The organism is Bacillus sp. UNC437CL72CviS29 (assembly GCF_000482345.1).
GTDB classification, from domain to species: Bacteria; Bacillota; Bacilli; order Bacillales; family Bacillaceae_G; genus Bacillus_A; species Bacillus_A arachidis.
This window is the reverse complement of record NZ_AXVB01000004.1, coordinates 380,980-406,631: the sequence shown is the minus strand read 5'-3', so window position 1 is coordinate 406,631 and position 25,652 is coordinate 380,980. Positions and strand designations below refer to the sequence as shown.

Sequence of the window (25,652 nt, the reverse complement as noted above, 5' to 3'; positions counted from 1 at the left end):
AATACCTCCCAAGTTAGTATAACCAAGTCAAGCGAGGAGATATGTATGCCTTCCAAAAAGGAAGTAAGGTAAGCTTCATACAAAACAAAAAAAGCACGTGTCATTGTCGCTACGTGCTTTCTATCTTATAGGAAACCCACGACATACCTCTCGATAGCTCTCCACAAACAAATTGTTTGTGACAGTTCTGCACTTATTAAATAGCAGACCCAGCAAGAATGCACAGTGGGCATGTCTTACTTCGGCAACCATTCCTTTCCCATTCATTCATCGATGCCACTACATCTCCTGAAATGATACTCTTAATGACTGCAACCTCTACCTCACCGAGATACGAATGAGGATTTATGTATTAAATTAACATAATCAAGGGTAACAAATGTATTTTTATACGTCAATGGATATGGTAATAGTCAGACTATAGCGAACAATTTGTTAGTAAAAGAAGAGAGCATTTTTTAGAAAAAAAAGTTCGGTTAATTTATGTGTTAAACTATTGAAGCGTAATAGTGAAATCGTGTTTCGGAAAAAGAATTACATAGTAATTAGTAAATGGAGGTACGGTATGACGTTAATTTGTTTAGAAGGTGCCAGTGGTATTGGTAAAACGACGACGTGTAAAAGGATTGCGGAGTTGTACAATGCTTATGTGATTCCAGAAGTAAATTTCTTATTTCAGCGCCCTAATCCTGAACCGAAAAATTGGTATCTCGAAAGGCAAGTTGAAAGATGGCAACTCGCACAAGAAAAATTAAAATCGTATGATGTAGTTTTATTTGATGGAGATATTTTTCAGCCCATTTGGTATAACTGGATTTATGAGGGGGAGTTTCCACAAACTTTACCGTTTTTGAAAGAGTTTTATGTAAATCAAATGAAACGGAAACAGATAGGATTTCCGGGTGTCTACATTCATCTTTCTACAAGTGAAACAGAATTAAGAAAAAGGAAAGAAAATGATACGACCCAAAGACGAAGTAACTTTGAAAAACATCTAAGGCTTATAGAACCACAAAAGCAGTATTTTCAATATATGAATACTGTTTCTCCTAATGTAGTCCATTTTGTAGATGCAGTGAGTATTGAAGAAAATACAAAAAATATTTTTGATATTTTGTCTCGCTTGAATCTAGAAAAACAACATAATTACTCTGTATCTTTATTAGAGAATGTAATGGATTGGGTAATGAGTAGTAACCCTAAAGCATATGAGATAAGTGAATAGGGAATGAAAGAATATATATCCGACTTGATTTTCCAACATAGATGTATCCATTTTAACTGAGAAGTCCATCTTCTCTAAAGGAAGTGAAGTGGGGGGATTTCAATTTCAAGCACTTAAGTCGTGGCTATGAAAATAAAAGGTAATCTCCGCTCGCTTTCTCCTTTTGTTCTCGCTTGGCATGGGGGCAAAAAGGCACTGATGATTCTATCCATGGCCGGACGCTCTCTTCCTAACTAAAAAGAATGGCTTTTCAATTTGTATTTATATAAAAAAGAAGTTAATCTACAGCCGTAGATTAGCTTCTAACAGGATTTGTCCTCCTAAAATAGCAACTTGTAAGAGTGAGTATATGGTGATTGTGGGGGATAATATTTTTTAAATAAAATATTTATGGGAATGATTTCTTATATGATTTTTATTTTGCATGCTCTTTCTGAAAGGGATTTACCTTATTTATAAGTGGGATATAAGGTTATTATAATATTATTGATAGATAATTTTTTTCGAGTATTGAAAAGGGAGTGTATATCTTTCATTTTTTGTGATAAAAGTTTGTTTGGTAAAATAATGAAAAAACAATTGACAGAAAAGTTACTCAAGTTATAAAATTAAAAATGGAAAATAAAACAAGGAGGTGTGTGTAATGATTGTAATGGTAAATATGACTGGCTTAGCTGTATTACGTGGTGGAAAACATTTATATCATTACGCAACCCGTACGGAAAGATAGTGCTTTTTTGTTTTCAAAAAAGCGTACGCTGCGTATTTCGTAACGTACGCTTTTATGCGTTTTTGCGCATATCGTCAAGCGGCGGTATGCGCTTTTTTGTCTTTACTTTTGGTTGTTTCCATACTTTGTATGGTTTCGATAAAGAAAAATATGGAAGGTGAGATGTAATGATGAAACAGTACAAATTACGTAATGTAAAAGTGGGGCCTTTTGATAGTGGATAACAGAGATAGACTGAAACAAGGTCGAGAAGGGAGAGATTTCATTGTTTTCAGTATTACAAAAGTTAACATGGTTTTTTAAAGAACATTGGAAGAGGTACAGTATCGCAATTGGAGCGCTTCTAATTGTAAATGTAGTAGAGATAATTCCTCCAAAAGTAATCGGTTTAACAATTGATCATATAAAAATAGGGTCTTTAACAAGCGAAGTAATTATGAAATATATTTGGATTTTAGTCGTGACGACGATAGTTGGATATGTACTCACGTATGTATGGCAGCACCAATTATTTGGCGGGGCATTCGTGCTTGAAAAAACGATGCGTTCAAAATTTATGGGACACTTGCTCAAAATGACACCTACCTTTTATCACAAAAATCGTACTGGTGATTTAATGGCGAGAGCGACAAATGATTTAAAGGCGATTGCTATGACTGCAGGATTTGGGATATTGACGCTCGTTGATTCTAGTTTATATATGCTCACAATTGTTTTTATGATGGGCTTTTCAATTAGTTGGCAACTTACAATTGCGGCGCTTCTTCCCCTGCCGATTATGGCATATGCGATGAATATATATGGGAAGAAGTTACATGAACGCTTTACCGTTGCGCAAGATGCGTTTGGGGATATGAATGATAAAGTACTTGAATCGATTGCAGGCGTGCGTGTTATTCGTGCATATGTGCAGGAGAAAGCGGATGAAGAAAGATTCCATCAATTAGGAACAGATGTATATGAAAAAAATATGAAAGTAGCAAGAATTGATGCACTGTTTCAGCCAACTGTGAAGATGTTAGTTGGTCTTAGCTATTTAATTGGTCTTGTATATGGAGCGTTTTTAGTTTTCCAATCAAAGGTGACGCTTGGGGAACTTGTTTCCTTTAACGTTTACCTTGGGATGATGATTTGGCCAATGTTTGCGATTGGTGAATTAATTAATGTCATGCAGCGGGGGAATGCTTCGCTAGATCGTGTTAATGAAACGTTAGCGTATGAGCCTGACGTGAAGAACGTGAAAAAGCCGATGCGTGTACACGAACCAGAGTATATCGATTTTGATAAAGTTTCCTTTTCGTATCCGGCCTCACCTGAACTTAATTTGAAAAATGTTTCTTTTTCATTAAAACAAGGAGAAACGCTTGGCGTTGTTGGGAAAACAGGGAGTGGTAAAACGACTCTTGTTCGACAACTTCTTCGCCAGTATCCACTTGGAGAAGGGGATATTACAGTGTCAGACATTACGCTTGGTCAAATTTCAACCGAAAGCGTGCGAGGCTGGGTTGGGTATGTACCGCAGGAGCATATTCTATTTTCAAAAACAGCACGCGAAAATATTTTGTTTGGAAACAGGGAAGCAAGTCAGGAGGAACTTGAAAAGGCTATTGAAATCGCGGCATTCAAAAAAGATTTGGAGTTTCTTCCTGAAGGATTAGAGACGCTTGTTGGAGAGAAAGGTGTTTCTTTATCTGGCGGGCAAAAACAACGGATTTCAATAGCGAGAGCTGTTATTCAAAATCCAGAAATTTTAATTTTAGATGATTCATTATCGGCTGTGGATGCCAGAACGGAAGCGGCGATTATTGAAAATATAAGAAGAGAAAGAAGCGGAAAAACAACAATTATAACAACGCACCGCCTGTCAGCTGTGCAGCATGCGGATTGGATTCTTGTTATGGATAATGGTGAAATCATAGAAGAGGGAACGCATGATAGACTCGTTTCTAATGACGGCTGGTATGCGGAGCAGTTTGAAAGACAACAGGGTGAGAATATAGAGGGTGAGGTGAAAATATGAGTGTTTCAAAGCGGTTATTTAAGTACGCCATGAAAGTAAAAGGAACGATTTTTGTGGCACTTGCAATGTTATTTATTTTCGTTATTGCAGAGCTCGCAGGGCCATTTGTGGCAAAGGTAATGATTGATGATCATATTGTCGGCATTGAGAAGCCTTGGTATGAAACGGGGCAAGGTGAGGACGCAGTATTATATAACGGCACTTGGTATAAGCGAAGCGACCGTTTTGAACAAGGGGAACAAAAAGGAAAAGAAGTTCGTATTATACAGGTCGGTTTCACTTATTACTTTGTACCTAACAAAATTGCAGCAGAGGGAACGCGTTCTGTAAAGGGAGATATCGTTACAGTTCAAAGTGGGAAAGCAACGCAAGTGTATAAAGCAAAAATGTTAACAGCTAAAGAGGTATATTCGTTTTATAAACCTGAGATGAAACGATTGCTTTTACTTGGCGGAGGATATTTTGCACTATTATTAGTTGTATCTTTATTTGCATATGGTAAGCAATTTTTCTTACAGAAAGCATCGAATAAAATCATTCAAATTATGCGCGAAGATGTTTTTTCTCATATTCAAACCCTGCCGATCCGTTATTTCGACCATTTACCAGCAGGGAAAATTGTATCGCGTGTAACGAATGATACAGAGGCGATTCGTGAGTTATATGTAACAGTTTTAGCGACATTTGCTTCTAGTTTTATTTATATTATTGGAATCTTTATTGCTTTATTTTTACTTGATATGAAATTAGCGCTTCTATGTTTAATCATCATACCAATTTTAATTGTTTGGGCTGTTGTATATCGAAAATATGCCTCGGTGTACAATCATAAGATGCGCTCTCGGTTATCAGATATTAATGGAACAGTGAATGAATCAATCCAAGGGATGCCTATCATCCAGGCATTTCGTCAAGAACGTACAACAAAGAAAGAATTTGAAGAATTAAATGAAGATTACTTTAAGTATCAAAATAAAATTTTAAATTTAAATGCAGCGACATCCCATAACTTAGTAGGAGTCTTGCGTAATATTGCTTTTACGGCCGTTATTTGGTATTTTGGCGGCGCCTCTTTGAGTGCTGCTGGGGTTGTCTCTTTAGGAGTGCTGTATGCATTTGTCGATTATTTAACAAGGCTCTTCTCACCAATTACAAATATGGTAAATCAGCTCGCGAATTTAGAGCAAGCGCGGGTTGCATCGGAACGTGTATTTGAACTGTTGGATGAAAAGGGAGAAGTACTTCAGGAAGAGCGTATCCCGCGTCTGAATGGAAATGTTCGATTTGATAATGTTTCATTTTCTTATAACGGAAAAGATGAGGTGTTAAAAAATATTTCTTTCGAGGCGAAAAAAGGAGAGACGATTGCTCTTGTTGGTCATACTGGGTCTGGGAAAAGTTCCATTATGAATGTACTTTTTCAATTTTATGAGTTTCAAAAAGGAAAACTTACAATTGATGAGTATGATGTGAAAGATATACCAAAGCAGGCACTTCGCGAGCATATGGGGATTGTGCTGCAAGATCCATTTTTATTTAGTGGTACGGTAGCTTCGAATGTAAGTTTAGAGCATCCAAAGATTTCAAATGATCGAGTTATAAAAGCACTGCACGATGTAGGAGCAGAGCGATTTGCTAACAATATAGAAGAAGAAATTACGGAAAAAGGAAGTACGCTTTCAACTGGAGAGCGTCAACTTATATCCTTCGCACGTGCGCTAGCATTTGATCCTGCCATCTTAGTGTTAGATGAAGCGACTTCAAGTATTGATACAGAGACAGAGGCGATGATTCAGGGCGCGCTAGAGGTTGTAAAGAAAGGAAGAACAACCTTTATCATTGCACATCGCCTTTCAACCATTAAGAGCGCGGATCAAATTATTGTACTCGACCGGGGAACGATTCTCGAAAAGGGTTCTCACGATGAATTAATGCAGAAAAAAGGTCGTTATTATGAAATGTACAAAACACAAATGGAAGGAAGTCAAAGTGCGTAACTTTCACGAAATGTTCAGAAAACTTTAAAGCAATGTTTACAAATGCTTCCGTATCTTTCCTTATCCATGTGATATGTTGGAGGAAAGGGGGAGATAGGGATGGAAGAATTATCAGTTACATTTAACATTGCTTTCTTTTTGCTATTGTGCGGAATGATTGGGTATTGTGTATTAGATTCTTAAAAGAGCTTGCTAATGTAGCAAGCTCTTTTAAAGGTGTTGAGAAACAGGGGCACCTGCCCTCTGTGCGCCGATATCGTTTTAAGGTATTGGCGAAATTGACGAGGCGTATTTTTTGTGCTCAGAAGAAGGGAAACGTAAAGTGGATTTAAGTTGGTTTCAAATTCTGGACAACAAACATAGGACTAATGATTGTGCGATGTGCCGTTAAAGGATAGGGTCGTGGAATACGCATCAGGCTAATTATGCAATGGGAGATGGGGATTATTTAAATGATACGTGCTTATAGGGAAGAAGATAAGGTCAGTATATTACATCTAATACAGAGTATGGAGATAGAAGAAGAGGTAGGTTCTTTAGAGGATATTGTCCTAAATTCTACCCAATTTCTCTTATATGAACAAAATGGAATTGAAGGGTTCTCATACTCATCTGTCTATACAAATAGTGCTGGAGAGTCTATTGCTCAAATCAGTGTTTATGTAGAACCAGATTCCTGTTTAAAAGGTATTGGTTCTACATTATATAAAGCGATGGAAGAGGTGATTTCTGAAACAAAACCGGATTTTGTATGTACTTATATGAGAGTCGAATCAGAAAACCCTACTGGTTTTGCTAAGAAAATGGGGTTTGAAAAATGGTGGGGTTCACTTGAATCGGTATACAAGGGAGGGGCCTTTCCTAAAACAGAAATTAAGTTTATTAAATATGAAGATCGATTTTTTGATCAGTTTGTAAAAATGGTGCAGGCATGTTATTACGAGCTGCATGAAAAGAATGATATTAAACCTTACCTCGCTCCGGAAGACAGTGTAAAAACATACAAATTAAACAATAAAAATAATGTATATTTGGTGTTAGAAGGTGAGCAAATTGTTGCATCGGTTACGACTGGGGAAGGGATATTAGATAATTTAATGGTTGCGCCAAGTCACCAAGGAAAGGGATATGGACGTAAGGCTTTACAATTCGGTATGAACGAGATGTTAGAAACAGGGTACAAAGAAATTCGAATATGTTTTTTAGAGGGAAATGAAAGTGCTGAGAGGTTGTACAACTCTTTAGGCTTTAAACCGCTTCACAATACACAGGTTTATCGAAAGTTCTTATAAATGAAACACTCATTATTCCACAGGGACTTTAATGGAGAAAGGGAACTCAAATCATAGGAGTTCCCTTTCTTTATCTCAAAAAGCAACAACATTGATTTTTCGTGCGGCATGAGGCGAAAACAGCCCTGTCCGCATCTATGCATGGTTGGCCGCTCTCTTTCATTTAAAAAGAAAGTTTTTTTGTTTTACCTTTTCCTATATAAATGCTATATTTAAAAACGTTACTTATTTTTTGTATGTATTGATTTTATATCATGTTGTTTGATTATGAAAAAAAAGGATACACTAATCACGAACATTTTCATTGAAAAATTGTTCAAGATTGCATACAATCAATATAGTTTTTAAATTCCTATCTGAATACTTGGAGGACTAATATCATGAAGAAATTATTTTCAGTGCTTGCAGTAGCTACACTAGCGATCGGAATTGTAGCGGGCTGTGGCAAAGAAGAGAAAAAAGATACAGGTAGTCAAGATGCATTACAAAAAATTAAACAAAGTGGTGAACTTGTAATTGGTACAGAAGGTACATATCCACCATTTACATTCCATGATTCAAGCAATAAATTAACTGGATTTGACGTTGAGTTAGCAGAAGAAATTGCAAAACGTCTAGGCGTGAAACCAGTATTTAAAGAAACACAATGGGACAGCTTACTTGCTGGACTAGATGCAAAACGTTTCGATATGGTTGCAAACGAGGTCGGAATTCGTGAAGATCGTCAAAAGAAATATGATTTCTCTAAACCATATATTTCTTCTTCAGCAGCACTTGTCGTTCGAAAAGATAAAGATAAGCCAGCATCATTTACAGATATTAAAGGTTTGAAAGCAGCGCAGTCTTTAACAAGTAACTATGCGGACATTGCAAAGAAAAATGGCGCAGAAATCCAAGGTGTAGAAGGATTTAGCCAAGCAGTAGAATTACTTAACTCAGGACGTGTTGATTTCACAATCAATGACAAATTATCAGTATTAAATTATTTACAAACGAAAAAAGATGCAAACATTAAAATTGCAGATACAGAAAAAGAAGCATCACAAAGTGGGTTTTTATTCCGTAAAGGTAGCGATAAATTAGTACAAGAAGTAGATAAAGCGTTAGAAGATATGAAAAAAGATGGTACGTATGACAAAATAACGAAAAAATGGTTCGGTGAAAATGTATCTAAGTAGTGTAATCGTTACAGATCGATTATCTACATGGATAGATATCATGCAAGCATCCTTCAAGCCTATGCTGGAGGGTGCTCTTTTCACGACAATTCCATTAACGCTTATCACATTTGTGATCGGTATTATATTGGCGACCTTCACGGCTTTAGCTCGCATTTCAAATAGTCGCATTTTACAATGGATTGCTCGTATCTATGTATCTATTATTCGCGGAACACCACTTCTTGTACAATTATTTATTATTTTCTATGGACTTCCAACTTTACAAATTGAGATTGATCCATATCCAGCAGCTGTTATTGGATTTTCATTAAATGTTGGTGCGTATGCATCTGAAATTATTCGTGCATCTATTTTGTCTATTCCGAAAGGACAATGGGAAGCAGCGTATACAATTGGTATGACATATCCACAAGCGCTAAAACGCATTATTTTACCACAAGCAACACGTGTATCGATTCCGCCACTTTCGAATACGTTTATTAGCTTAGTGAAGGATACTTCATTAGCATCGTTAATTTTAGTAACAGAAATGTTCCGAAAAGCACAGGAAATCGCAGCGATGAACTATGAATTTTTAATTGTTTATTTTGAAGCAGGTCTTATTTATTGGGTGATTTGTTTCTTATTATCTATCGTGCAACAAATATTAGAAAAACGTTCAGAACGTTATACTTTAAAATAATCCTTTTACAAAAGGAGTTTTTGTTTTTATGATTTCAATTCAACATTTACAAAAGAGTTTCGGTGAGAACACTGTACTAAGTCATATCGATTTATCCGTGGAAAAAGGTGAGGTTGTTGTAATTATTGGACCATCTGGATCTGGTAAGACAACATTTTTACGTTGCCTGAATGTATTAGAAACACCAAATGCAGGTATTGTTCGTATTGGTGATAAAGAACTGGATTTCTCTAAAAAAATAACGAAGAATGATATTGTAAATCTTCGTATACAAACAGGTATGGTGTTCCAGCACCACAATCTATTTCCTCACTTAACAGCAATCCAAAATGTTATGGAAGGGCTTGTTACAGTGAAAAAGATGGGGAAAGAAGAAGCGAAGACAAAAGCGACGTATTTCCTTGAAAAAGTTGGACTTGGTGACAAGATGAATCTATATCCATTCCAACTATCAGGCGGACAACAGCAGCGTGTCGGAATTGCTCGTGCGCTTGCGATGGAACCACAAGTTTTATTATTTGATGAACCAACGTCAGCATTAGATCCAGAACTTGTACAAGAGGTCCTAAAAGTAATGAAGGAACTTGCAAATGAAGGAATGACGATGGTAATTGTAACACATGAAATGCGCTTTGCTCATCAGATTGCGAACCGTGTCATTTTTATGGATGGCGGCGTTGTTGTGGAGCAAGGTACACCAGAAGAGGTATTTACAAATCCGAAAGAAGAACGCACGAAGCGATTTTTACAAATGCTTCAGTAAAAAGAAAGGTCTCAGGGCGAATACCCTGAGACCTTTTTGCCATATATATTTATCTTTGGAATCCGCCAAGGCTTTGCTCAGCCATTGCTACTAAACGTTTTGTGATTTCGCCACCAACAGAACCGTTTGCACGAGCTGTAGAATCTGCTCCTAATTGTACACCAAATTCTTGAGCGATTTCGTATTTCATTTGATCGATTGCAGCTGTTGCACCTGGTACTACTAATGGGTTATTTTGGTTTGCCATAGGAATATATCCTCCTTAGAGTATAAAAGTTTTTTTGGTTGGATTAGCTGGAGTTGAACCAGATTATCGCCCGTTTGGCGCTAATCCATCGTTTGAGATGAGTGTAATCATAGTATGGGTGTTACGTAGAAAGATATGCGGTTTAATAAATTGTAAATTTTGTAAATGAATAAACCAACTTTGATTTTTCACCATATACGTCACGGCTGTGGATAACGAGAGGTGGCTAGCACTCTTTTTCTTTATTGGTTTTCTGCTAAGGTCTGGCGTAGGAAGAAGATTTGACAGCTTCTATGCATGGCCGGATGCTCTCTCCCACCTAAAAAGAATGATTTTATTTCGTTTTTTTAATTTGTATTTTTCTAAAAGAAGGTCACACTAATCGTAAATATGAAACCTCTATGATTGGAGGAGTTATCAATGGCAATCTGTCCACTTTGTAATGCGCTAGAGGCTCAAACATATAGTTGTCAAATTTGCATGAATGTACTCCAAGATTATGGGAAAGTTGTAGATTATACAGATGCTTATAGCGCATATATGGATCAAGATTTATTAAGTGCAGTAGACGGGTTAACAGGGGAGAGTTCGGAGCAATATTGTGTTCATGTTTTCTATTGCGGGACATGTGGCACACAAACTGAACTAATGGTAAAACTGATGTAATGAAAAAACTTCCACCTATTATAGGATGGAAGTTTTATCTTCTGGTAATAGCTTTTTTGAATGAGAAGAATGCTGTTCTGTTAAATGTATGGCATACTCATAAAATAACTGTCTCGTCAGTTCATTATATTCTTGTAATTTTTCGGACTGAAATACGGTTCTTCCAGGTTTGGAATTGGCTTCAAATAGCCAAATCTTCTCATCTTTATCCAAACCTAAATCAAAACCAATTTCTCCGATATTTCCTTCTATATGCTGATCCAAAATAGAACTTAATTGTAAGGCTGCATCTGTTAATTTATTCGTAATTCGAATACGCTCCGTTGCATCAGGAAAGATATCTTGGAGTAGCTTTACTTCACCGCCACTATTTATATGAGTTGTTATACTGCCTTTTCCAGCAACTTTGACAACGATAGCACTAACTCTCCAATTACCAAAACGATTTTTATTTGTATGAATTCGAAAATCTATTGGCTGCCCATCTATACGTAATAATACAATTCCTTGTTGAACGATAAACTTTTTTAAATCCTGACCTTGCATAACATGATTGATAAGTGTTTCCAAAGAGTGATATTTTCGTAATTTATTCTGGTTCTTCTCACGATAACGACAATAATAACGGTTTTCTGAAGCAGAATAAAGAATTTGATAAATATCGCGCCCAAAACTACCATGTGCAGGTTTCATATAAATGTGTTTGTATGATGATAAGAAACGCTCTACTTGTTCGAAGTGCTGAAATGTTTCTGTTTGAGGTAAAAAGGAAGCGACTGTTTTTTCATTTATAAGAAGCTGATGTATATTCCATTTATTGAAAAATTCTGAGTTAAACCATGGAATGGCGTATTTTGTTTGTAATTGTTTTTTTGCCCGAACAATAGGTTTGTAAAGCTCTGCTTGCCGATTAGGTAATCGATCATAAATAACGTTTGGAAAAGGAACCTTACACTGTGCCCAGTTCCCCTCTCTGAAAAAGTATCCATCAATTGTTTCTTCATCCCAGTTTATATGTTGTGCACCAAATAAGAAAACAAATGGGTGTAAAGAATGAGGTGTGGTCAGTAACTCTTTGAAACCGATGGAACGGTCGCCAATGGGATGAGAAGCTGATTCCGAAAAACCTGTTGTGAAAATACCGATTAATGGCCCTAATATAAGTGTTTGATTTTGAATGAAAGCATGAACGGTAGTTGAAAACGGGAGATAAAGTTCCTTCGCAATTTGTTCGCCAATTATAATTTCGTGAGCATAAGTATAATGAATTTCAATATTTTCACATGCCGTATGTCGTGTGCCGAAGGAAATAAATGTAAAGAGAGAAGGACTAGAAAATATATAGGGCAATGTTAACGACCTTGGATGATCAGTAGAAATTTGTAATGTGTAAATATGATCTTTCAATATAGTAGTCACTCCTTTTTCAGTTACGGTGTAAATGGATGCAACCGTAATGGGCCGTGGGAAGCTCTTTCGGCCAGTGAATAATCATGTTGTTTTCGAATTAGCATGTATAATTGGAAGTGCTCTATTGAATCCATTATGTAAAAAGAGAAGAGAAAGCGGCTCAATTTTTTTGGTTTCTCTTGTGAAGTTGCGCGGTAATGGCTTCAAAACGGTTTCATCATACATGGTAAACATGTTTCCATACCATTATACTGTTGCCCGTATAACGATATTCTATTTTTGGATGATCAATGTGTTAGTACAAGAGTTGAAAAACGGACAGAAAAACTTTTCTTTTAGGTGGGAGGTAGGATTCCGGCTATGGATATGGATAGAATCGGTCAGAATTTTTTTCGCCAAGCGAAAGCAAGTATATCGCAAAATGAAGTGATGGTTGCGTATTGTTCTTATAACAAGTTGTAGTAAGATATAGATATATATTTGGAGAAATGGAAGGCTGATATTGTCATGAATATGTGGTTAAATATGTTAACAACAACAGGGTTAGGAGCGATAATTGGTGGGTATACGAATCATTTAGCGATTAAAATGTTATTTCGCCCGCATCGCCCTATTTATATTGGAAAGTTTCGAGTACCGTTTACACCAGGATTGATTCCGAAACGTCGTGATGAACTTGCGGTGCAACTAGGAAAAATGGTTGTGGATCATTTGTTAACGCCAGAAGGAATCGGAAAGAAGTTAACAGATGAAAAGTTTCAACAAGAGCTTATTCAGTGGGTACAACTAGAGGTAGATAAAATTTTGGTGAACGAGCAATCATTACGAGAGGTTTTAGAAAAATGGGGCTTAGAGGATGTAGAAGGAAAGGCAGTCCAACAAATTGAAAATATGATTGTGGAAAAAATTGAGGCGTTTTTATCACAATATTATACATATACGTGGGAACAAGCTTTACCTAGTTCTGTTCATGAAAAAGTGGAGCAAATGATTCCGAATGTAGCATCATTTGTTTTAGATAGAGGTAAAAGCTTTTTTGAGAGTGCAGAGGGAAAAGAGCGCCTTGCTAAAATGATTGATGACTTCTTTGCTTCACGAGGTACATTATTAAATTTAGTAGGTATGTTTTTAGGGAATGTAAGTTTAGTGGATCGTCTGCAACCAGAAGTGATTAAGTTTTTAGAACAAGAAGGAACGAAGCAGCTTTTAAGTGATGTACTGCAAAAAGAGTGGGAGAAATTAAAGGGAAGAGAAGTGAAGGAACTGGAATCCTTTATAGAGAAAGAAAGGCTTGTAAAGTCAATTCTATCAACAGTTAAAATAGAAGAAACAGTAAGAGGATTTTTCGATCAATCTGTTCAAAAAGTGTGTGAACCAGTTAGGGAAAAGGTTGTACAAACAATGATTCCAAGTTTAGTGAAAAAAGGTTTAGTGTTTGGAATAAACAATACCGAACAGATTTTGAAAAATTTACGTCTTGCTGAAATCGTACAACAAGAAGTATCTACATTCTCAACAGAGAGATTAGAAGATCTTGTGCTATCGATTACGAAAAGTGAACTGAAGATGATTACATATTTAGGAGCGTTATTAGGAGGGACGATTGGACTGATTCAAGGATTGTTATTGCTGCTTTTCAGCTAATCGGATGCCTCTAATTATAAATAAAGTGAAATTTCTTCACATCTCGTGTATAGTTTGTTATTGTAAAAAGGTGCGTATCACAAGGTACTCAAAGAGCGAGGGAAAATAGACCGAGCTCTCTAAAGGAGGAAAAATACAATGACAAAAAATATTCATGATGTTGCATATGAATTACAAAAAGCAATCGCAGAAAATACAGATTTTCAAGCACTAAAAGAAAGTTATGCAGAAGTACAAGGAGATGCAGCGTCAAAACAACTATTTGATCAATTCCGTACAATGCAAATGGGCTTACAACAAAAAATGATGCAAGGCCAAGAAATCACAGAAGAAGATAACCAAAAAGCACAAGAAGTTGTAGCGCTTATTCAACAAGATCCAAAAATCGTAAAATTAATGGAAGCAGAGCAACGTTTAAATATTGTAATCGGCGACATTAACAAAATTATCATGAAGCCGCTTGAAGAAGTATATACTTCATATCAAGCTTAATTAGAAAGGCGTTTCCTGGGAGGGAAACGTCTTTTTATTTAGATACAAATGGATGACCATTAAAATAAAACCGCCAAGGATAATGAACGGCTTCTTCTGCATAGTCAATATTGATGCGGGGACCAGTCATTATTTCATATTGAGAGGAGAGATGTTGTTCTTCAGGGACTAATTCAATATATAGTTCATCCCCTTGCAGTGATAGCCCTCGTTCCTCTAAAGTAATTCCAAGTGCGCGGCATAGCTTTCCAGGTCCGTTCGTTACATTTTTGTATTGTGCTTTCGTAAGTTCCGTTTTACCATAGCGTGCTATTTTCATTTCTTCTATTCCATCAATAGGCTCTAGTGCCCGGATGAGAACGCCTTGAGGGGTACCAACTGGAGCAGTGATGACATTAAAACAATGGTACATACCATAAATAAGATATACATAGGCATGTCCTGGTGCACCAAACATGACTTCCGTTCGTTCGGTTCGTCTTCCGCCATAGCTATGTGCAGCTTTATCATCTGGCCCTTTATACGCTTCTACTTCTACAATGAACCCGCTTCGTTTGATTCCATCTACTATATGTACAAGTTTCTGACCAAGTAAATTTTTAGCAACTTCTAATGTATCGCCCTCATAAAAAGAAGGAGGTGCTTTCATATGGATATCCCCTTTACTGATGATATACGTATATCATAAACCAAATTTATGACAAGGATTCTAACTCGTTCTAATTAATAAATTTCTTTCATAAATTATGGATAGAGTAAAAGCAGCTAAGAGGAGGAATGCGTCATGATTTATCGCTTGTTGGCTCTTAATATAGATGGAACACTCATGCAGAAAAACGGGAAGATACCAAAAGGAACACGAGAAGCGATTGATTTTGTAAAGCGAAAAGGTGTATATGTTACGCTATTTACAAGTCGGCACTTTCAATCAGCTCATAAAATAGCGAAGTCATTAAAACTAGATTCCATATTAGTTACGCATAGCGGTGCTTTTATTTCTGCTTCATTAGATAAACCGCTCATTCAAAAAAGATTATCAGAGGAAAAAACGTTTAATATCGTGCAAGTACTGGAACATTTTGAATGTAATATCCGTATTTCACATGAACGTTTTTCTATTGGTAACCGTGAACGAAATACACCAAACTTAATTGCGCGCACTGTATTATCGAGTTCGGACCCGTTATTTTATCCTGTTCAATTTGTAGATTCATTAGGGGACGCACTTCGTGATCAACCTGTTGCAGCTCCGAAAATTGATGTTGTCTTTGCCAGTAGAGGAGAAAGAGAACGTGCGCTTAAAACGTTGAAAAAAGCGTTTGAAAATGTCGAGTATGTAGAATCCGATGGGGGAAGGATAGAAATTCTTCCGCTGCATGTATCGAAATTAAGAGGATTGCAATTATTGGGAGAACACCTTGGAATCGAACTGAGTGAAATGGTAGCAATTGGAGATAGTTTGGAAGATTTAGATGTTATCGAGAATGTTGGATTAGGAGTTGCGATGGGAGATGCACCTGTTCCAGTGAAACAAGCAGCAGACTGGATTACGCGTTCTAATAGTGAAAACGGAGTCGAGTATATGATTAAAGAACATTTTCGAAAGCAATTTCCACTTCCATTTCTAAAAAATCACTCGCAGGTTCATAAATGGTGATAAGATGACGAAAGAACGCAGCCTGAAAGCTGCGTTTCTTAGTGTTTGTCTTTCCGGGAAAATGAGGTAAAAGCTTCTGTATTGACCTGAAAACGCCCTTCAAGTAAACTAAAGAGAGTTTACAAATGAAAAGGTGATAAGTGTTGTTAATTTCAATAAAAACGTTACAAGATGATCGTTTTTTACGTCCGCTGCAAAATATTAGCGGCTTATTTTTTGAAGAAAGTACGATAGGATTTGAGAAAGAAGATGCGAATCTTATTGTTGAAATACAGATAGAAGGAAACGTGACAGCTTCAGCACGTTTAACAGACGCTCAAACTGGGGATGTATATGAAGAAACGTTCTCAAAAGATTTATCTTCTTTTACAGAAGAAAAAGAAAGAATGAAGCAGGTAAAGCATGTGGTTTCTTATGTGTATCTTTCTGTTCTGCAGCAGTTAACAGGATTGGAACAGAGTTGGGGCATTTTAACAGGAGTGCGTCCAACAAAGCTTCTTCACAAAATGCTTCAAAACGGTATGTCAAAAGAAGAAGCACATAAGGAACTTCGTGAAAGCTATTTAATCCACGAAGAAAAAATTGAACTTCTGCAGCGCATTGTTGATTGCCAATTAGCAGTTGTTCCAGATTTATATCGTTTGAAAGAAGAAGTAAGTATTTATATCGGTATTCCGTTTTGTCCGACAAAATGTGCATATTGTACATTCCCTGCTTATGCGATTAATGGGCGTCAAGGATCGGTGGATTCTTTCTTAGGCGGTCTGCATTATGAAGTTCGTGAAATCGGTAAGTTTTTAAAAGAAAAAGGTGTTAAGGTTACAACGATTTATTACGGAGGCGGTACACCGACAAGTATTACAGCAGAAGAGATGGATATGCTGTATGAGGAAATGTACCAATCGTTCCCGGATGTGAAAGAAGTACGCGAAGTAACAGTTGAGGCAGGTCGTCCAGATACGATTACGCCAGAAAAACTAGAAGTATTAAATAAATGGAACATTGACCGTATTAGTATTAACCCGCAGTCGTACCATCAAGAAACGTTAAAAGCAATTGGACGTCATCATACGGTAGAAGAAACGATTGAGAAGTATCATCTGGCACGTCAAATGGGAATGAACAATATTAATATGGACTTAATCATTGGTCTTCCTGGTGAAGGGTTAGAAATCTTCAAACATACGTTAGATGAAACAGAAAAGTTGATGCCAGAATCATTAACAGTTCACACATTATCATTTAAACGTGCTTCTGAAATGACGCAAAATAAGCGTAAATATAAAGTGGCAGGTCGCGAAGAAATTACAGCGATGATGCATGAAGCAGAAGAGTGGACAAAGAATCATAACTACGTACCGTATTATTTATACCGCCAAAAGAACATTTTAGGTAACTTAGAAAATGTTGGTTACGCAATGCCGACGCAAGAAAGTATTTATAATATCGTAATTATGGAAGAAGTACAATCCATTATCGGTCTTGGTTGCGGTGCATCAAGTAAATTTGTTCATCCAAAAACGGGGGCGATTACGCATTTCGCAAACCCGAAAGATCCGAAATCATATAATGATGGTTACATTAAATATACAGAAGATAAGCTTGAAATTTTAAAAGAGCTATTCTCATAAAGTGAAACTTTAATCCGTGGGGGCTCATCCTCCACGGATTATTAGTTAAAGCGGGGGAAGCAACTAATTAATAATCGCCTCCTTGTAATGAACAAATTGTGTTATGATTACAAAAAATAGGAGGTTTCAAAATGAGCGAGGACAAAGAAACTCCTGAAAGAGCAAGAGAAAGACTAAGGCAAGAAGAGTTAAAAAGAAATCCAACTGGAAATATGAATGATGCATTTAATAGGGCTGGAACTGGAAACCTTGCTGATTTAGTAGGTAGTTTAGGTTGGAAAGGTATCGGCATCCTAATCCTTGTAATTGTACTAGGTTTTGTCTTAGCATCACTATTCTTTAAATAAGAAGACCTCTTTTTGAGGTCTTTTATTATGCATTTTTCAAGAATTCAGCCGTAGAATTGGATTTTGGACACGCTGAAATAAACATTTGTTCCACTTGTATTTGAAGCTTTCTGAATCAATATAGAGTTATCATGGTATTTGGTTGCCACACCTTGAAATTTTCTCATCTAGGTCTTTAAACGCCAGTGCCTTTTTTCGCCCTATGCCATGTTAAAACAAAAGGAGAAAATGAGTGGATATCACTTTTTGCCTTCATAGCCACGGCTTGGATGCCTGCAAATCAAAATGGGATATGTTTGTAAAACAATGTCGAGAATGATCAGAAAAAGAAGGTAAAAATGTAGAGGAAATGTCTACTTATAGACGAAATGATAGATTTATGAAAGTTAAAAGGGGGCATATTTTGACATGTATATGACGATTGGGAGGATTTTTGAGTTATCTGTAGGGAAATATGCAAATAAAGAAGCGTTAGTGGAACCTGAAAAGAATATCCGCTGGACATATAAAGAGTGGGATGAACAGGTCAATAAAACAGCGCATGCTCTGCTTGCAGAAGGTGTGAAAAAAGGGGATACTGTATCAGTTTATTTATATAACTGCCATGAATTTGTAAACGTTTACCTTGCTTGCGCTAAAATTGGAGCGATTTTCAATCCAATTAATTTCCGTTTAAAAGCAAAAGAAGTAACTTATATTCTCCAAGATGCGTCCTCCAAAGTTGTCGTATTTGAAAAAGCTGTTGAAAAGACAGTTGCTGCCATTGAACGAGATTTCCCAAACAGTTCTTTTTTGTATATAGAAGATGATGTGCCTTCATACGCTGCTTCGTATCATGAAAAGGTAGATGCTGCTTCATCTGAGCCGACGGATATTGTCGTTGAGGAAACAGATTATTGCTCTATGCTCTATACAAGTGGTACAACAGGTCATCCAAAAGGGGTGTTACATCGACATCGTGACATGGCTGAACATAGCATGATTTGCACGTATTTCTTAAAATATAACCGTGATAGTATTGGGCTTGTAGTAGCACCGTTATATCATTGCGGTGAATTAAATGCTGGTATTATACCAAGAATTCAAGTTGGTGGGAAAAATATTATTTTACATCAATTTGATACAAAGACGGTACTACATACAATTGAAAAAGAAAAAATCACGACATTCTTTGCTGCACCAACGATGTGGAATATGATGTTACAAGAGGATTTATCACAATATGAATTGCGTTCGATGAAAATTGGAATATATGGGGGAGCTGCGATGGCGCCAGCGCTCGTAAAAGAATGTAAAGAGCGTCTACATATTGATCTTGTCCAAATTTATGGAATGACAGAGATGGGGCCGGTTATTGCATTCTTAGTAGAAGAAGATCAAATTACGAAAGCCGGTTCAGCTGGAACTCCTTGCTTTAGTCACGAAATTCGAATTGTAAAACCAAGCGAAGAGGGCCCGGCAGAACCGGATGACGTGTTACCACCGTATGAAGTGGGAGAAATTATTTCACGTGGACCAACCATGATGGCAGGATATCATAATCGTGAAGAAGCGAACGCAAAGTCTATGTATAAAGGTTGGTACCATTCGGGCGATCTTGGTTATTTTGATAAAGATGGTTATTTATATGTAGCAGATCGTGTTGACGATATGGTGATAAGTGGTGGGGTAAATATTTATCCGCGTGAAATTGAAGATTTTCTGCATAGTCATCCTAGCGTACTAGATGTTGCTGTACTTGGTGAACCAGATGAACTATGGGGCGAACGTGTTGTTGCGGTAGTGGTGAAAAAAGATGAACATATTACGGAAGCGGATTTAGAAAGTTATTGTAAAGAAAGTGATGAATTAGCTGACTATAAACGTCCGCGTCACTACATATTTGCAGATGAACTGCCTCGTAATGCGAGCGGAAAACTGCAGAAATTTGTACTTAGAGAATCGTTAAAAGGTGCTAAAAAATAATAAAAATGCCTTTCCAATTTGGAAAGGCATTTTTATTATTTACGCGAGAAACCTTCTTCATCAAGGTATTCTGCAGCTTCTGGATAAGAGTTAAATGTACCGTCTAAGTTACTGCCGGCGTACACATTCCACATATCGTCTTCTTGGATAAGAGTAAGAATATGGCCGTCTTCATTGCGCCACTCTTCTTCTTTAGCAGGTGCAGCTTGTGCTACTACTTCTTCTTGTTCTTGAGATAGAAGGTCAATGGATTTTTGGATTAATGAGCGTAGTTCTTCTGCTGAGAACTCACGGATGTTAACCATGCCTTTATCATCTGTTTTATAACCGCTAATGCCGCCTGCGTATACGAATCCGTTACCGTTTGGGTGTAAATGATATACAACGTTCTTTTTGTCTAAGCGACTTTCTTCAAAATGAAAGTTCACACGTTTTAATGATACGTTCTTTCTTTCCAACTCTGGGAAAGATTCGATAATCGATAATTTTTCTTCAAAAGTTAGCATAGTGCCTCCAAATATATAGTAAAAGATTTAATCCGTTCATTATAGCATAGGGGAATTGTTTTCTAAAGCGTTAGCGAGAAGGGGATTTGAAAAATGAAGGCGATTACTTCACGATACTGTCAAGAGTTTATTCTAAAAGGCGCTGACGAATGTGCTTTGTCCACGCTACAATGGAACGTGGACATTATATCGAGGTGATTTTTTTATGATTCAAAGAATAGCGAAAGAGTGTTTAGCAGGTTTTACTGTTGCAATTGTTGCACTGCCGCTTGCGATTGCATTTGGGATTGCTGCAACAGGAACGTCTGAAGGTGCGTTAGTCGGATTATACAGCGCCATTTTTGCTGGGTTATTTGCTGCATTGTTTGGCGGAACAGCCGGGCAAGTAACAGGTCCTACAGGCCCGATTACAGTGATTGCGACAGGAGTGATTGCGACTCACGGATTAGAAGCGAGCTTTATCGCATTTATGATGGCAGGGATATTTCAAATTTTATTTGGTATATGCAAGCTTGGTTCGTATATCCGTTATATTCCATATTCTGTAGTTTCGGGATTTATGAATGGAATTGCACTTCTGATTATTTTAGGAGAAATGAAGCATGTAAAGAATAGCTTTTTACTTGTTTTGCTAACAATTCTCGTTATGCTTGTTGCAGGGAAGTGGATAAAAGCAATTCCATCGAGCTTAATTGCACTAGTTGGGGTTACGGCAACACTGCCGTTATTTTCTCATGTATTACAGGGGCTTACGATTCAATTACCTTTTGTGGGAGCGATACCATTAAACGAGATGATTGAAAAGATTGGAGCCATTCCAGAAGCAATGCCGTCACTTCATTTGACATCTTTTAGTGGAGCGGTTGTACTAGAAATGATTTTACCGGCACTGAGTATTGCGTTATTAGGATCAATTGACTCATTATTAACATCCGTTGTGATGGATAATGTAACAGGCACGCGGCATAAAAGTAATAAAGAGTTGATTGGACAGGGAATAGGTAATATCGTTAGTGGAATGTTTGGCGGATTGGCAGGGGCAGGAGCAACTGTAAGGTCCATTGTGAATATACGAAGTGGTGGGAAAACAGCATTGTCTGCTTGTGTGCATAGCGTAGTTTTATTTATTTTCATTATGGGACTCGGTGCAGTTGTGCAATATATTCCACTTGCAGTATTATCAGGTATTTTAATTTTAACAGGCATCGGCATGTTTGATTGGGATAGTATGAAAAAGATGCATGTAGCGCCAAAAGGTGATGTTATTGTGATGCTGTTCACGATGGTAGTTACAGTGAAGTTTGATTTAATGATTGCTGTTGCGTTTGGTATACTACTTTCCTTCATTTTATATATGGTGCAATGCAAGAAACGAAAAGCTTCTATTATAAAAGGAGAAGGGGAAATGTATATGATTCAGGGGCCGCTTTCCTTCTTATCTGTTGATCGTATTTTCTCTTCGTTACAAGAAGTGAAATCTCATTTGATATTACGTTTAAATGATGTGCACTATATGGATGCTTCAGGAGCGATGGCACTATTGAACTTTGTTGATCACACGGAGAAAATGGGGGCAAGTGTAACGCTTGAGCACCTGCAACCACACGTTGAAAAGACGCTACTCAATTTGGCAAATGATGAACAAAGAGAAAAGCTGAAGATGGTGAAAGTACAGTAGCATTGTAATGATGAAAAATAGCATCCATATGATTGGATGCTATTTTTTGATTTCTTAACCTGCTTTCAAATCAACAATATATCGCTAAAATTGTTGGAACTCAGTAGTATATTTTAGAAAAAGAGATTGTTTTCTTTCATTAATAATAGGGAATTCGTAAATTTTCGAGAATATTAGACAGAAAATTACGAAAAAAGAAGGGTTTTACACCCCTTTTCTTTAATTATATAAATATAATCTTTTAAGTAGGAAAGAGGGATATATAATGGAAGTAAAAAGTAAAGCAGAGTCTGTAGTTGTGAAATATGAAGGACGAGTAGCAACGATTATGATGAATCGTCCAGAGGTATTAAATGCGTTAGATGAACCTACGCTCAAAGAATTATTAGCAAAATTGAAAGAAGTAGCTGAAAGTAACGTTCATATTGTCGTACTATGCGGCAATGGACGTGGTTTTTCTGCGGGTGGAGATATTAAATCTATGCTTTCTAGTAATGATGAAAGTCATTTTGAAAGTATTATGAACACTATTTCAGAAATTGTCGTAACGTTATATACAATGCCAAAACTTGTGATCAGCGCAATTCATGGCCCAACTGCAGGGCTTGGATTGAGTATTGCTTTAACAGCAGATTATGTAGTAGCAGACATTTCATCTATCATTGCGATGAATTTTATTGGAATCGCTTTAATACCAGATGGCGGGGGGCATTTCTTCTTACAAAAACGCCTCGGTGAAAACATGGCAAAACAAATCATTTGGGAGGGTAAAAAGTTATCAGCAACAGAAGCGTTAGAGTGTGGATTAATTGACGAAGTTATCGGAGAAAACTTCCAAGATGCTGTAAAACAAAAGATCAATGAGTGGCTTCAAAAACCAATTAAATCCATGATTCAAACGAAACAAATTCTATGCGAAGTGAATCGTTCAAGCTTAGAACAAACGCTTCAGCTTGAAAAACGTGGACAATATGCAATGAGAAAAACGGCTGATCATAGAGAGGGAATTGCTGCATTTTTAGAAAAGCGTCTGCCTGCGTTTAAAGGGGAATAAAAAAGAGAAAGTGTTAACACAATCCTAAGTGTTAGCACTTTTTTAAATAACGAGGGAAAAAATGAAAAGAAAAGTTATATATATTATCGGTTTATTTATACTAATCTATTTTGCTCTACATAGCACACCAACGCTTGCTGTTCGTACGGCGTTATTTTTTGAAGGGCATCCAAAGGTTGCTATAGGAGGAGAAATTACGAAGGAAAGAAATATAGAAAAAGAGGCACTTCCTACAGCTTATCAAACATTGTATGGGACAGAAAATAACGAACCGGATCATTACTTCTTTCCGCATGTACAAGCTCATGGAACAGGGATTGATATGATTAGTGCGTGTGTGAAAAAGAAATGGTTTTTCTACCAAGCAGAGTTAGGATGCTACTAAATATGGAAAGAAGATATGCTATAGTATAAGTATGATATTTTGGTGGGGGTAGAACTATGTCAACTTATAATAAATTAGTTAGAGATTTCGTTCCAGAAAAGATTTTAATGTCTGGAAAAACATATACTTCAAAAAAATTAACAGGGCAAGCATACATAGAAGCATTAGCGAAAATTGGAACGGAAGAAATTCGTGAATTTGCTTCAATGAAAGAGCGTGAACATGCATTAGATTCACTTGCGGACGCATTAGAAGTCATCCTCTCACTCGCGCGTGCAGAAGGAGCGACATTTGAAGATATTGAACGTATTCGTAAGCAGAAAGAAGAAGAACTCGGTGGATTTGAGAGAGGAATTTATTTGCTGGATGTTTTGGAGGAGTAGTTTGGTAGAGAGTTATACAACATACTAAAATTGACCTTCACATGATTTCTTCAGCAAGCTAGTAGAAAATAAGGATAAGTAGTTAAGATAATTAATAGCTATATATAGATGAAAAGCTCATCCTTTTCTAGAAAGGTTGAGCTTTTTGTTATTTTGCTTTTGCTAGTTTTGTTTTCGTTACAAAAAGGCTAATGATAAAAAGTATTCCTGTTAGTCCCCATCCAATTGTAATCGCAGTAGATGTATGCAGAGTATAAGAAACCTGTAAACAAAGCAAAGATGATAAAAACCAGATTAATGCAATTTCTACATGTTTTTTCGTTAATTTCATTCCAATGAATCCCCTTTAATTATATGGTATGAAAGAATATTTTACCATAATTATGTAATTTAGAAAATGGGATATACAGAAATCTCCATCATTATAAGTAGAGATTTGACAATAATTTCGGTATACTGAATATTAGAAAAAAAGCGAGGGGGAACTACATTGGCACATCACGCAAGAGAAACGATGGAATTAATTAAACAACTTGTTTCTATTCCAAGTCCATCTGGAAACACAGGAAAAATCATTAACTTTATTGAAAACTACGTCAAAGAATGGAATGTAGAAACGAAGCGTAATAATAAAGGTGCACTTATTTTGACGGTAAAAGGAAATAACGATGAGCAACACCGCTTACTAACTGCTCACGTTGATACATTAGGTGCAATGGTAAAAGAAATTAAATCTGATGGTCGTCTTAGCTTATCGATGATCGGAGGATTTCGCTGGAACTCTGTTGAAGGAGAATATTGTGAAATTGAAACAGCGAGCGGAAAAACATATACTGGTACAATTTTGATGCACCAAACATCTGTGCATGTCTATAAAGATGCAGGTGAAGCAAAACGCGATGAAAAAAATATTGAAGTCCGCATTGATGAGCGCGTATCTTCAGAGGAGGAAGTTCGTGAACTAGGAATCGAGGTTGGGGACTTCGTCTCGTTTGACCCACGCGTTCAAATTACAGAGAGCGGCTACATAAAATCACGTCATCTAGACGATAAAGTAAGTGTTGCAATCCTACTAAAATTAATGAAAAGATTACAAGATGAAAATATTACATTGCCATATACAACACATTTCTTAATCTCTAATAATGAAGAAATTGGTTATGGTGGTAACTCTAACATTCCAGAAGAAACAGTTGAATATTTAGCGGTCGATATGGGAGCGCTTGGAGACGGGCAGGCATCAGATGAATATACAGTATCCATCTGTGCAAAAGATTCTAGTGGTCCATACCATTACGGTTTACGTAAACATTTAGTGGAACTTGCAAAAGCAAACAACATCGAATATAAAGTAGATATTTATCCGTATTACGGATCAGATGCATCTGCGGCAATCCGTGCAGGTTTTGATGTGAAACACGCGCTAATTGGAGCAGGAATTGATTCTTCTCATGCATTTGAGCGTACGCATGAGAGTTCAATCGCACATACGGAGGCGCTTGTGTTTGCTTATGTCATGTCGGAGTTGATTGGGGAATAATAAAAAGAGGTTACCCTGGTACCAGGGTAACCTCTTTTTATATGGTGAATGTTGTTGGAATAAGCGTTAAATATTTCTTATCTACAATTTGTAAATAACCTATGAGGCAATCTCCTTACATACTACATGTGGAGTTGCACAGCTATTAAAGAAATTT

General features: G+C 36.8%; 24 protein-coding genes and 1 riboswitch. Of the genes, 19 read left to right on the top strand and 5 right to left on the bottom strand.

The window, feature by feature from the left end; all coding sequences use genetic code 11:
* Positions 1 to 146: 146 nt before the first annotated feature.
* Positions 147 to 329, bottom strand: a riboswitch (Lysine riboswitch).
* Positions 330 to 565: 236 nt separating this feature from the next.
* The 7 genes from M014_RS0105000 (at position 566) to M014_RS0104960 (ending at position 9,890) form a co-directional block, all read left to right on the top strand.
* A complete protein-coding gene (locus M014_RS0105000) occupies positions 566 to 1,225 on the top strand; it encodes an AAA family ATPase (RefSeq protein ID WP_026590735.1) in 660 nt (219 codons plus the stop codon).
* A 995-nt stretch (positions 1,226 to 2,220) separates the two neighbouring features.
* Complete coding sequence (locus tag M014_RS0104990) at positions 2,221 to 3,975, top strand: ABC transporter ATP-binding protein (protein WP_026590734.1); 1,755 nt, start codon at positions 2,221 to 2,223, stop codon at positions 3,973 to 3,975.
* A complete protein-coding gene (locus M014_RS0104985; protein WP_026590733.1) occupies positions 3,972 to 5,972 on the top strand; it encodes an ABC transporter ATP-binding protein in 2,001 nt (666 codons plus the stop codon). The genes M014_RS0104990 and M014_RS0104985 overlap by 4 nt, the downstream gene beginning before the upstream one ends.
* Positions 5,973 to 6,424: 452 nt before the next feature.
* A complete protein-coding gene (locus tag M014_RS0104975; protein ID WP_026590732.1) occupies positions 6,425 to 7,264 on the top strand; it encodes a GNAT family N-acetyltransferase in 840 nt (279 codons plus the stop codon).
* Between the two features lie 380 nt (positions 7,265 to 7,644).
* Positions 7,645 to 8,442: an amino acid ABC transporter substrate-binding protein gene (locus M014_RS0104970; protein WP_026590731.1), complete on the top strand. Its 798-nt coding sequence runs from the start codon at positions 7,645 to 7,647 to the stop codon at positions 8,440 to 8,442.
* On the top strand, positions 8,429 to 9,127 hold the full coding sequence (locus tag M014_RS0104965) for an amino acid ABC transporter permease (protein ID WP_026590730.1): 699 nt from the start codon (positions 8,429 to 8,431) through the stop codon (positions 9,125 to 9,127). The genes M014_RS0104970 and M014_RS0104965 overlap by 14 nt, the downstream gene beginning before the upstream one ends.
* Before the next feature lie 28 nt (positions 9,128 to 9,155).
* Entirely contained in the window at positions 9,156 to 9,890 is a 735-nt protein-coding gene (locus M014_RS0104960; protein WP_026590729.1) for an amino acid ABC transporter ATP-binding protein, read from the top strand.
* A 49-nt stretch (positions 9,891 to 9,939) separates the two neighbouring features.
* On the opposite strand, the gene M014_RS0104955 is transcribed toward M014_RS0104960, so the two are convergent.
* Positions 9,940 to 10,137 (bottom strand): alpha/beta-type small acid-soluble spore protein, encoded by a 198-nt coding sequence (locus M014_RS0104955; RefSeq protein ID WP_026590728.1) that lies wholly within the window; start codon positions 10,135 to 10,137, stop codon positions 9,940 to 9,942.
* Positions 10,138 to 10,557: 420 nt separating this feature from the next.
* Between M014_RS0104955 and M014_RS0104950 the strand changes: the two genes are divergently transcribed.
* Positions 10,558 to 10,803 carry a hypothetical protein gene (locus M014_RS0104950; protein WP_026590727.1) on the top strand — a complete coding sequence of 82 codons (246 nt, stop codon included), beginning with the start codon at positions 10,558 to 10,560 and terminating at the stop codon, positions 10,801 to 10,803.
* Between the two features lie 18 nt (positions 10,804 to 10,821).
* Here M014_RS0104950 and M014_RS0104945 read toward each other — a convergent pair whose 3' ends face one another.
* Entirely contained in the window at positions 10,822 to 12,210 is a 1,389-nt protein-coding gene (locus M014_RS0104945) for a YheC/YheD family endospore coat-associated protein (protein ID WP_026590726.1), read from the bottom strand.
* Positions 12,211 to 12,720: 510 nt separating this feature from the next.
* Between M014_RS0104945 and M014_RS0104935 the strand changes: the two genes are divergently transcribed.
* Entirely contained in the window at positions 12,721 to 13,857 is a 1,137-nt protein-coding gene (locus M014_RS0104935; RefSeq protein WP_026590724.1) for a DUF445 domain-containing protein, read from the top strand.
* Positions 13,858 to 13,995: 138 nt separating this feature from the next.
* Positions 13,996 to 14,349, top strand: a complete 354-nt coding sequence (locus M014_RS0104930; RefSeq protein ID WP_026590723.1) for a YlbF/YmcA family competence regulator — start codon at positions 13,996 to 13,998, stop codon at positions 14,347 to 14,349.
* A gap of 34 nt (positions 14,350 to 14,383) precedes the next feature.
* On the opposite strand, the gene M014_RS0104925 is transcribed toward M014_RS0104930, so the two are convergent.
* Positions 14,384 to 14,998, bottom strand: a complete 615-nt coding sequence (locus M014_RS0104925; RefSeq protein ID WP_026590722.1) for a DNA-3-methyladenine glycosylase — start codon at positions 14,996 to 14,998, stop codon at positions 14,384 to 14,386.
* A gap of 135 nt (positions 14,999 to 15,133) precedes the next feature.
* Between M014_RS0104925 and M014_RS0104920 the strand changes: the two genes are divergently transcribed.
* From M014_RS0104920 to M014_RS0104905, 4 genes are all read left to right on the top strand, one after another.
* Complete coding sequence (locus tag M014_RS0104920) at positions 15,134 to 16,006, top strand: Cof-type HAD-IIB family hydrolase (protein ID WP_026590721.1); 873 nt, start codon at positions 15,134 to 15,136, stop codon at positions 16,004 to 16,006.
* Positions 16,007 to 16,146: 140 nt separating this feature from the next.
* Positions 16,147 to 17,637 carry a coproporphyrinogen III oxidase gene (locus M014_RS0104915; RefSeq protein WP_026590720.1) on the top strand — a complete coding sequence of 497 codons (1,491 nt, stop codon included), beginning with the start codon at positions 16,147 to 16,149 and terminating at the stop codon, positions 17,635 to 17,637.
* A gap of 131 nt (positions 17,638 to 17,768) precedes the next feature.
* Entirely contained in the window at positions 17,769 to 17,984 is a 216-nt protein-coding gene (locus M014_RS0104910; RefSeq protein WP_026590719.1) for a DUF6366 family protein, read from the top strand.
* 408 nt (positions 17,985 to 18,392) lie between these two features.
* Positions 18,393 to 19,949 (top strand): fatty acid--CoA ligase, encoded by a 1,557-nt coding sequence (locus M014_RS0104905; RefSeq protein ID WP_026590718.1) that lies wholly within the window; start codon positions 18,393 to 18,395, stop codon positions 19,947 to 19,949.
* A 35-nt stretch (positions 19,950 to 19,984) separates the two neighbouring features.
* Here M014_RS0104905 and M014_RS0104900 read toward each other — a convergent pair whose 3' ends face one another.
* On the bottom strand, positions 19,985 to 20,455 hold the full coding sequence (locus M014_RS0104900) for a hypothetical protein (RefSeq protein WP_026590717.1): 471 nt from the start codon (positions 20,453 to 20,455) through the stop codon (positions 19,985 to 19,987).
* Positions 20,456 to 20,660: 205 nt separating this feature from the next.
* On the opposite strand from M014_RS0104900, the gene M014_RS0104890 reads away from it, so the two are divergent.
* The 4 genes from M014_RS0104890 to M014_RS0104875 all read left to right on the top strand — a co-directional run bounded on the left by M014_RS0104890 (position 20,661) and on the right by M014_RS0104875 (position 23,955).
* The gene (locus M014_RS0104890) at positions 20,661 to 22,133 is read left to right on the top strand and encodes a SulP family inorganic anion transporter (RefSeq protein ID WP_026590716.1); all 1,473 of its coding nucleotides are present in this window, start codon (positions 20,661 to 20,663) and stop codon (positions 22,131 to 22,133) included.
* 265 nt (positions 22,134 to 22,398) lie between these two features.
* Complete coding sequence (locus tag M014_RS0104885) at positions 22,399 to 23,187, top strand: enoyl-CoA hydratase (RefSeq protein ID WP_026590715.1); 789 nt, start codon at positions 22,399 to 22,401, stop codon at positions 23,185 to 23,187.
* 61 nt (positions 23,188 to 23,248) lie between these two features.
* Entirely contained in the window at positions 23,249 to 23,572 is a 324-nt protein-coding gene (locus tag M014_RS0104880; RefSeq protein ID WP_026590714.1) for a hypothetical protein, read from the top strand.
* 56 nt (positions 23,573 to 23,628) lie between these two features.
* Complete coding sequence (locus tag M014_RS0104875; protein ID WP_026590713.1) at positions 23,629 to 23,955, top strand: nucleoside triphosphate pyrophosphohydrolase; 327 nt, start codon at positions 23,629 to 23,631, stop codon at positions 23,953 to 23,955.
* A gap of 148 nt (positions 23,956 to 24,103) precedes the next feature.
* Here the strand turns inward: M014_RS0104875 and M014_RS0104870 are convergent, their stop codons facing one another.
* Complete coding sequence (locus M014_RS0104870; RefSeq protein WP_026590712.1) at positions 24,104 to 24,286, bottom strand: hypothetical protein; 183 nt, start codon at positions 24,284 to 24,286, stop codon at positions 24,104 to 24,106.
* 159 nt (positions 24,287 to 24,445) lie between these two features.
* On the opposite strand from M014_RS0104870, the gene M014_RS0104865 reads away from it, so the two are divergent.
* On the top strand, positions 24,446 to 25,495 hold the full coding sequence (locus M014_RS0104865; RefSeq protein ID WP_026590711.1) for a M42 family metallopeptidase: 1,050 nt from the start codon (positions 24,446 to 24,448) through the stop codon (positions 25,493 to 25,495).
* Positions 25,496 to 25,652: the final 157 nt, after the last annotated feature.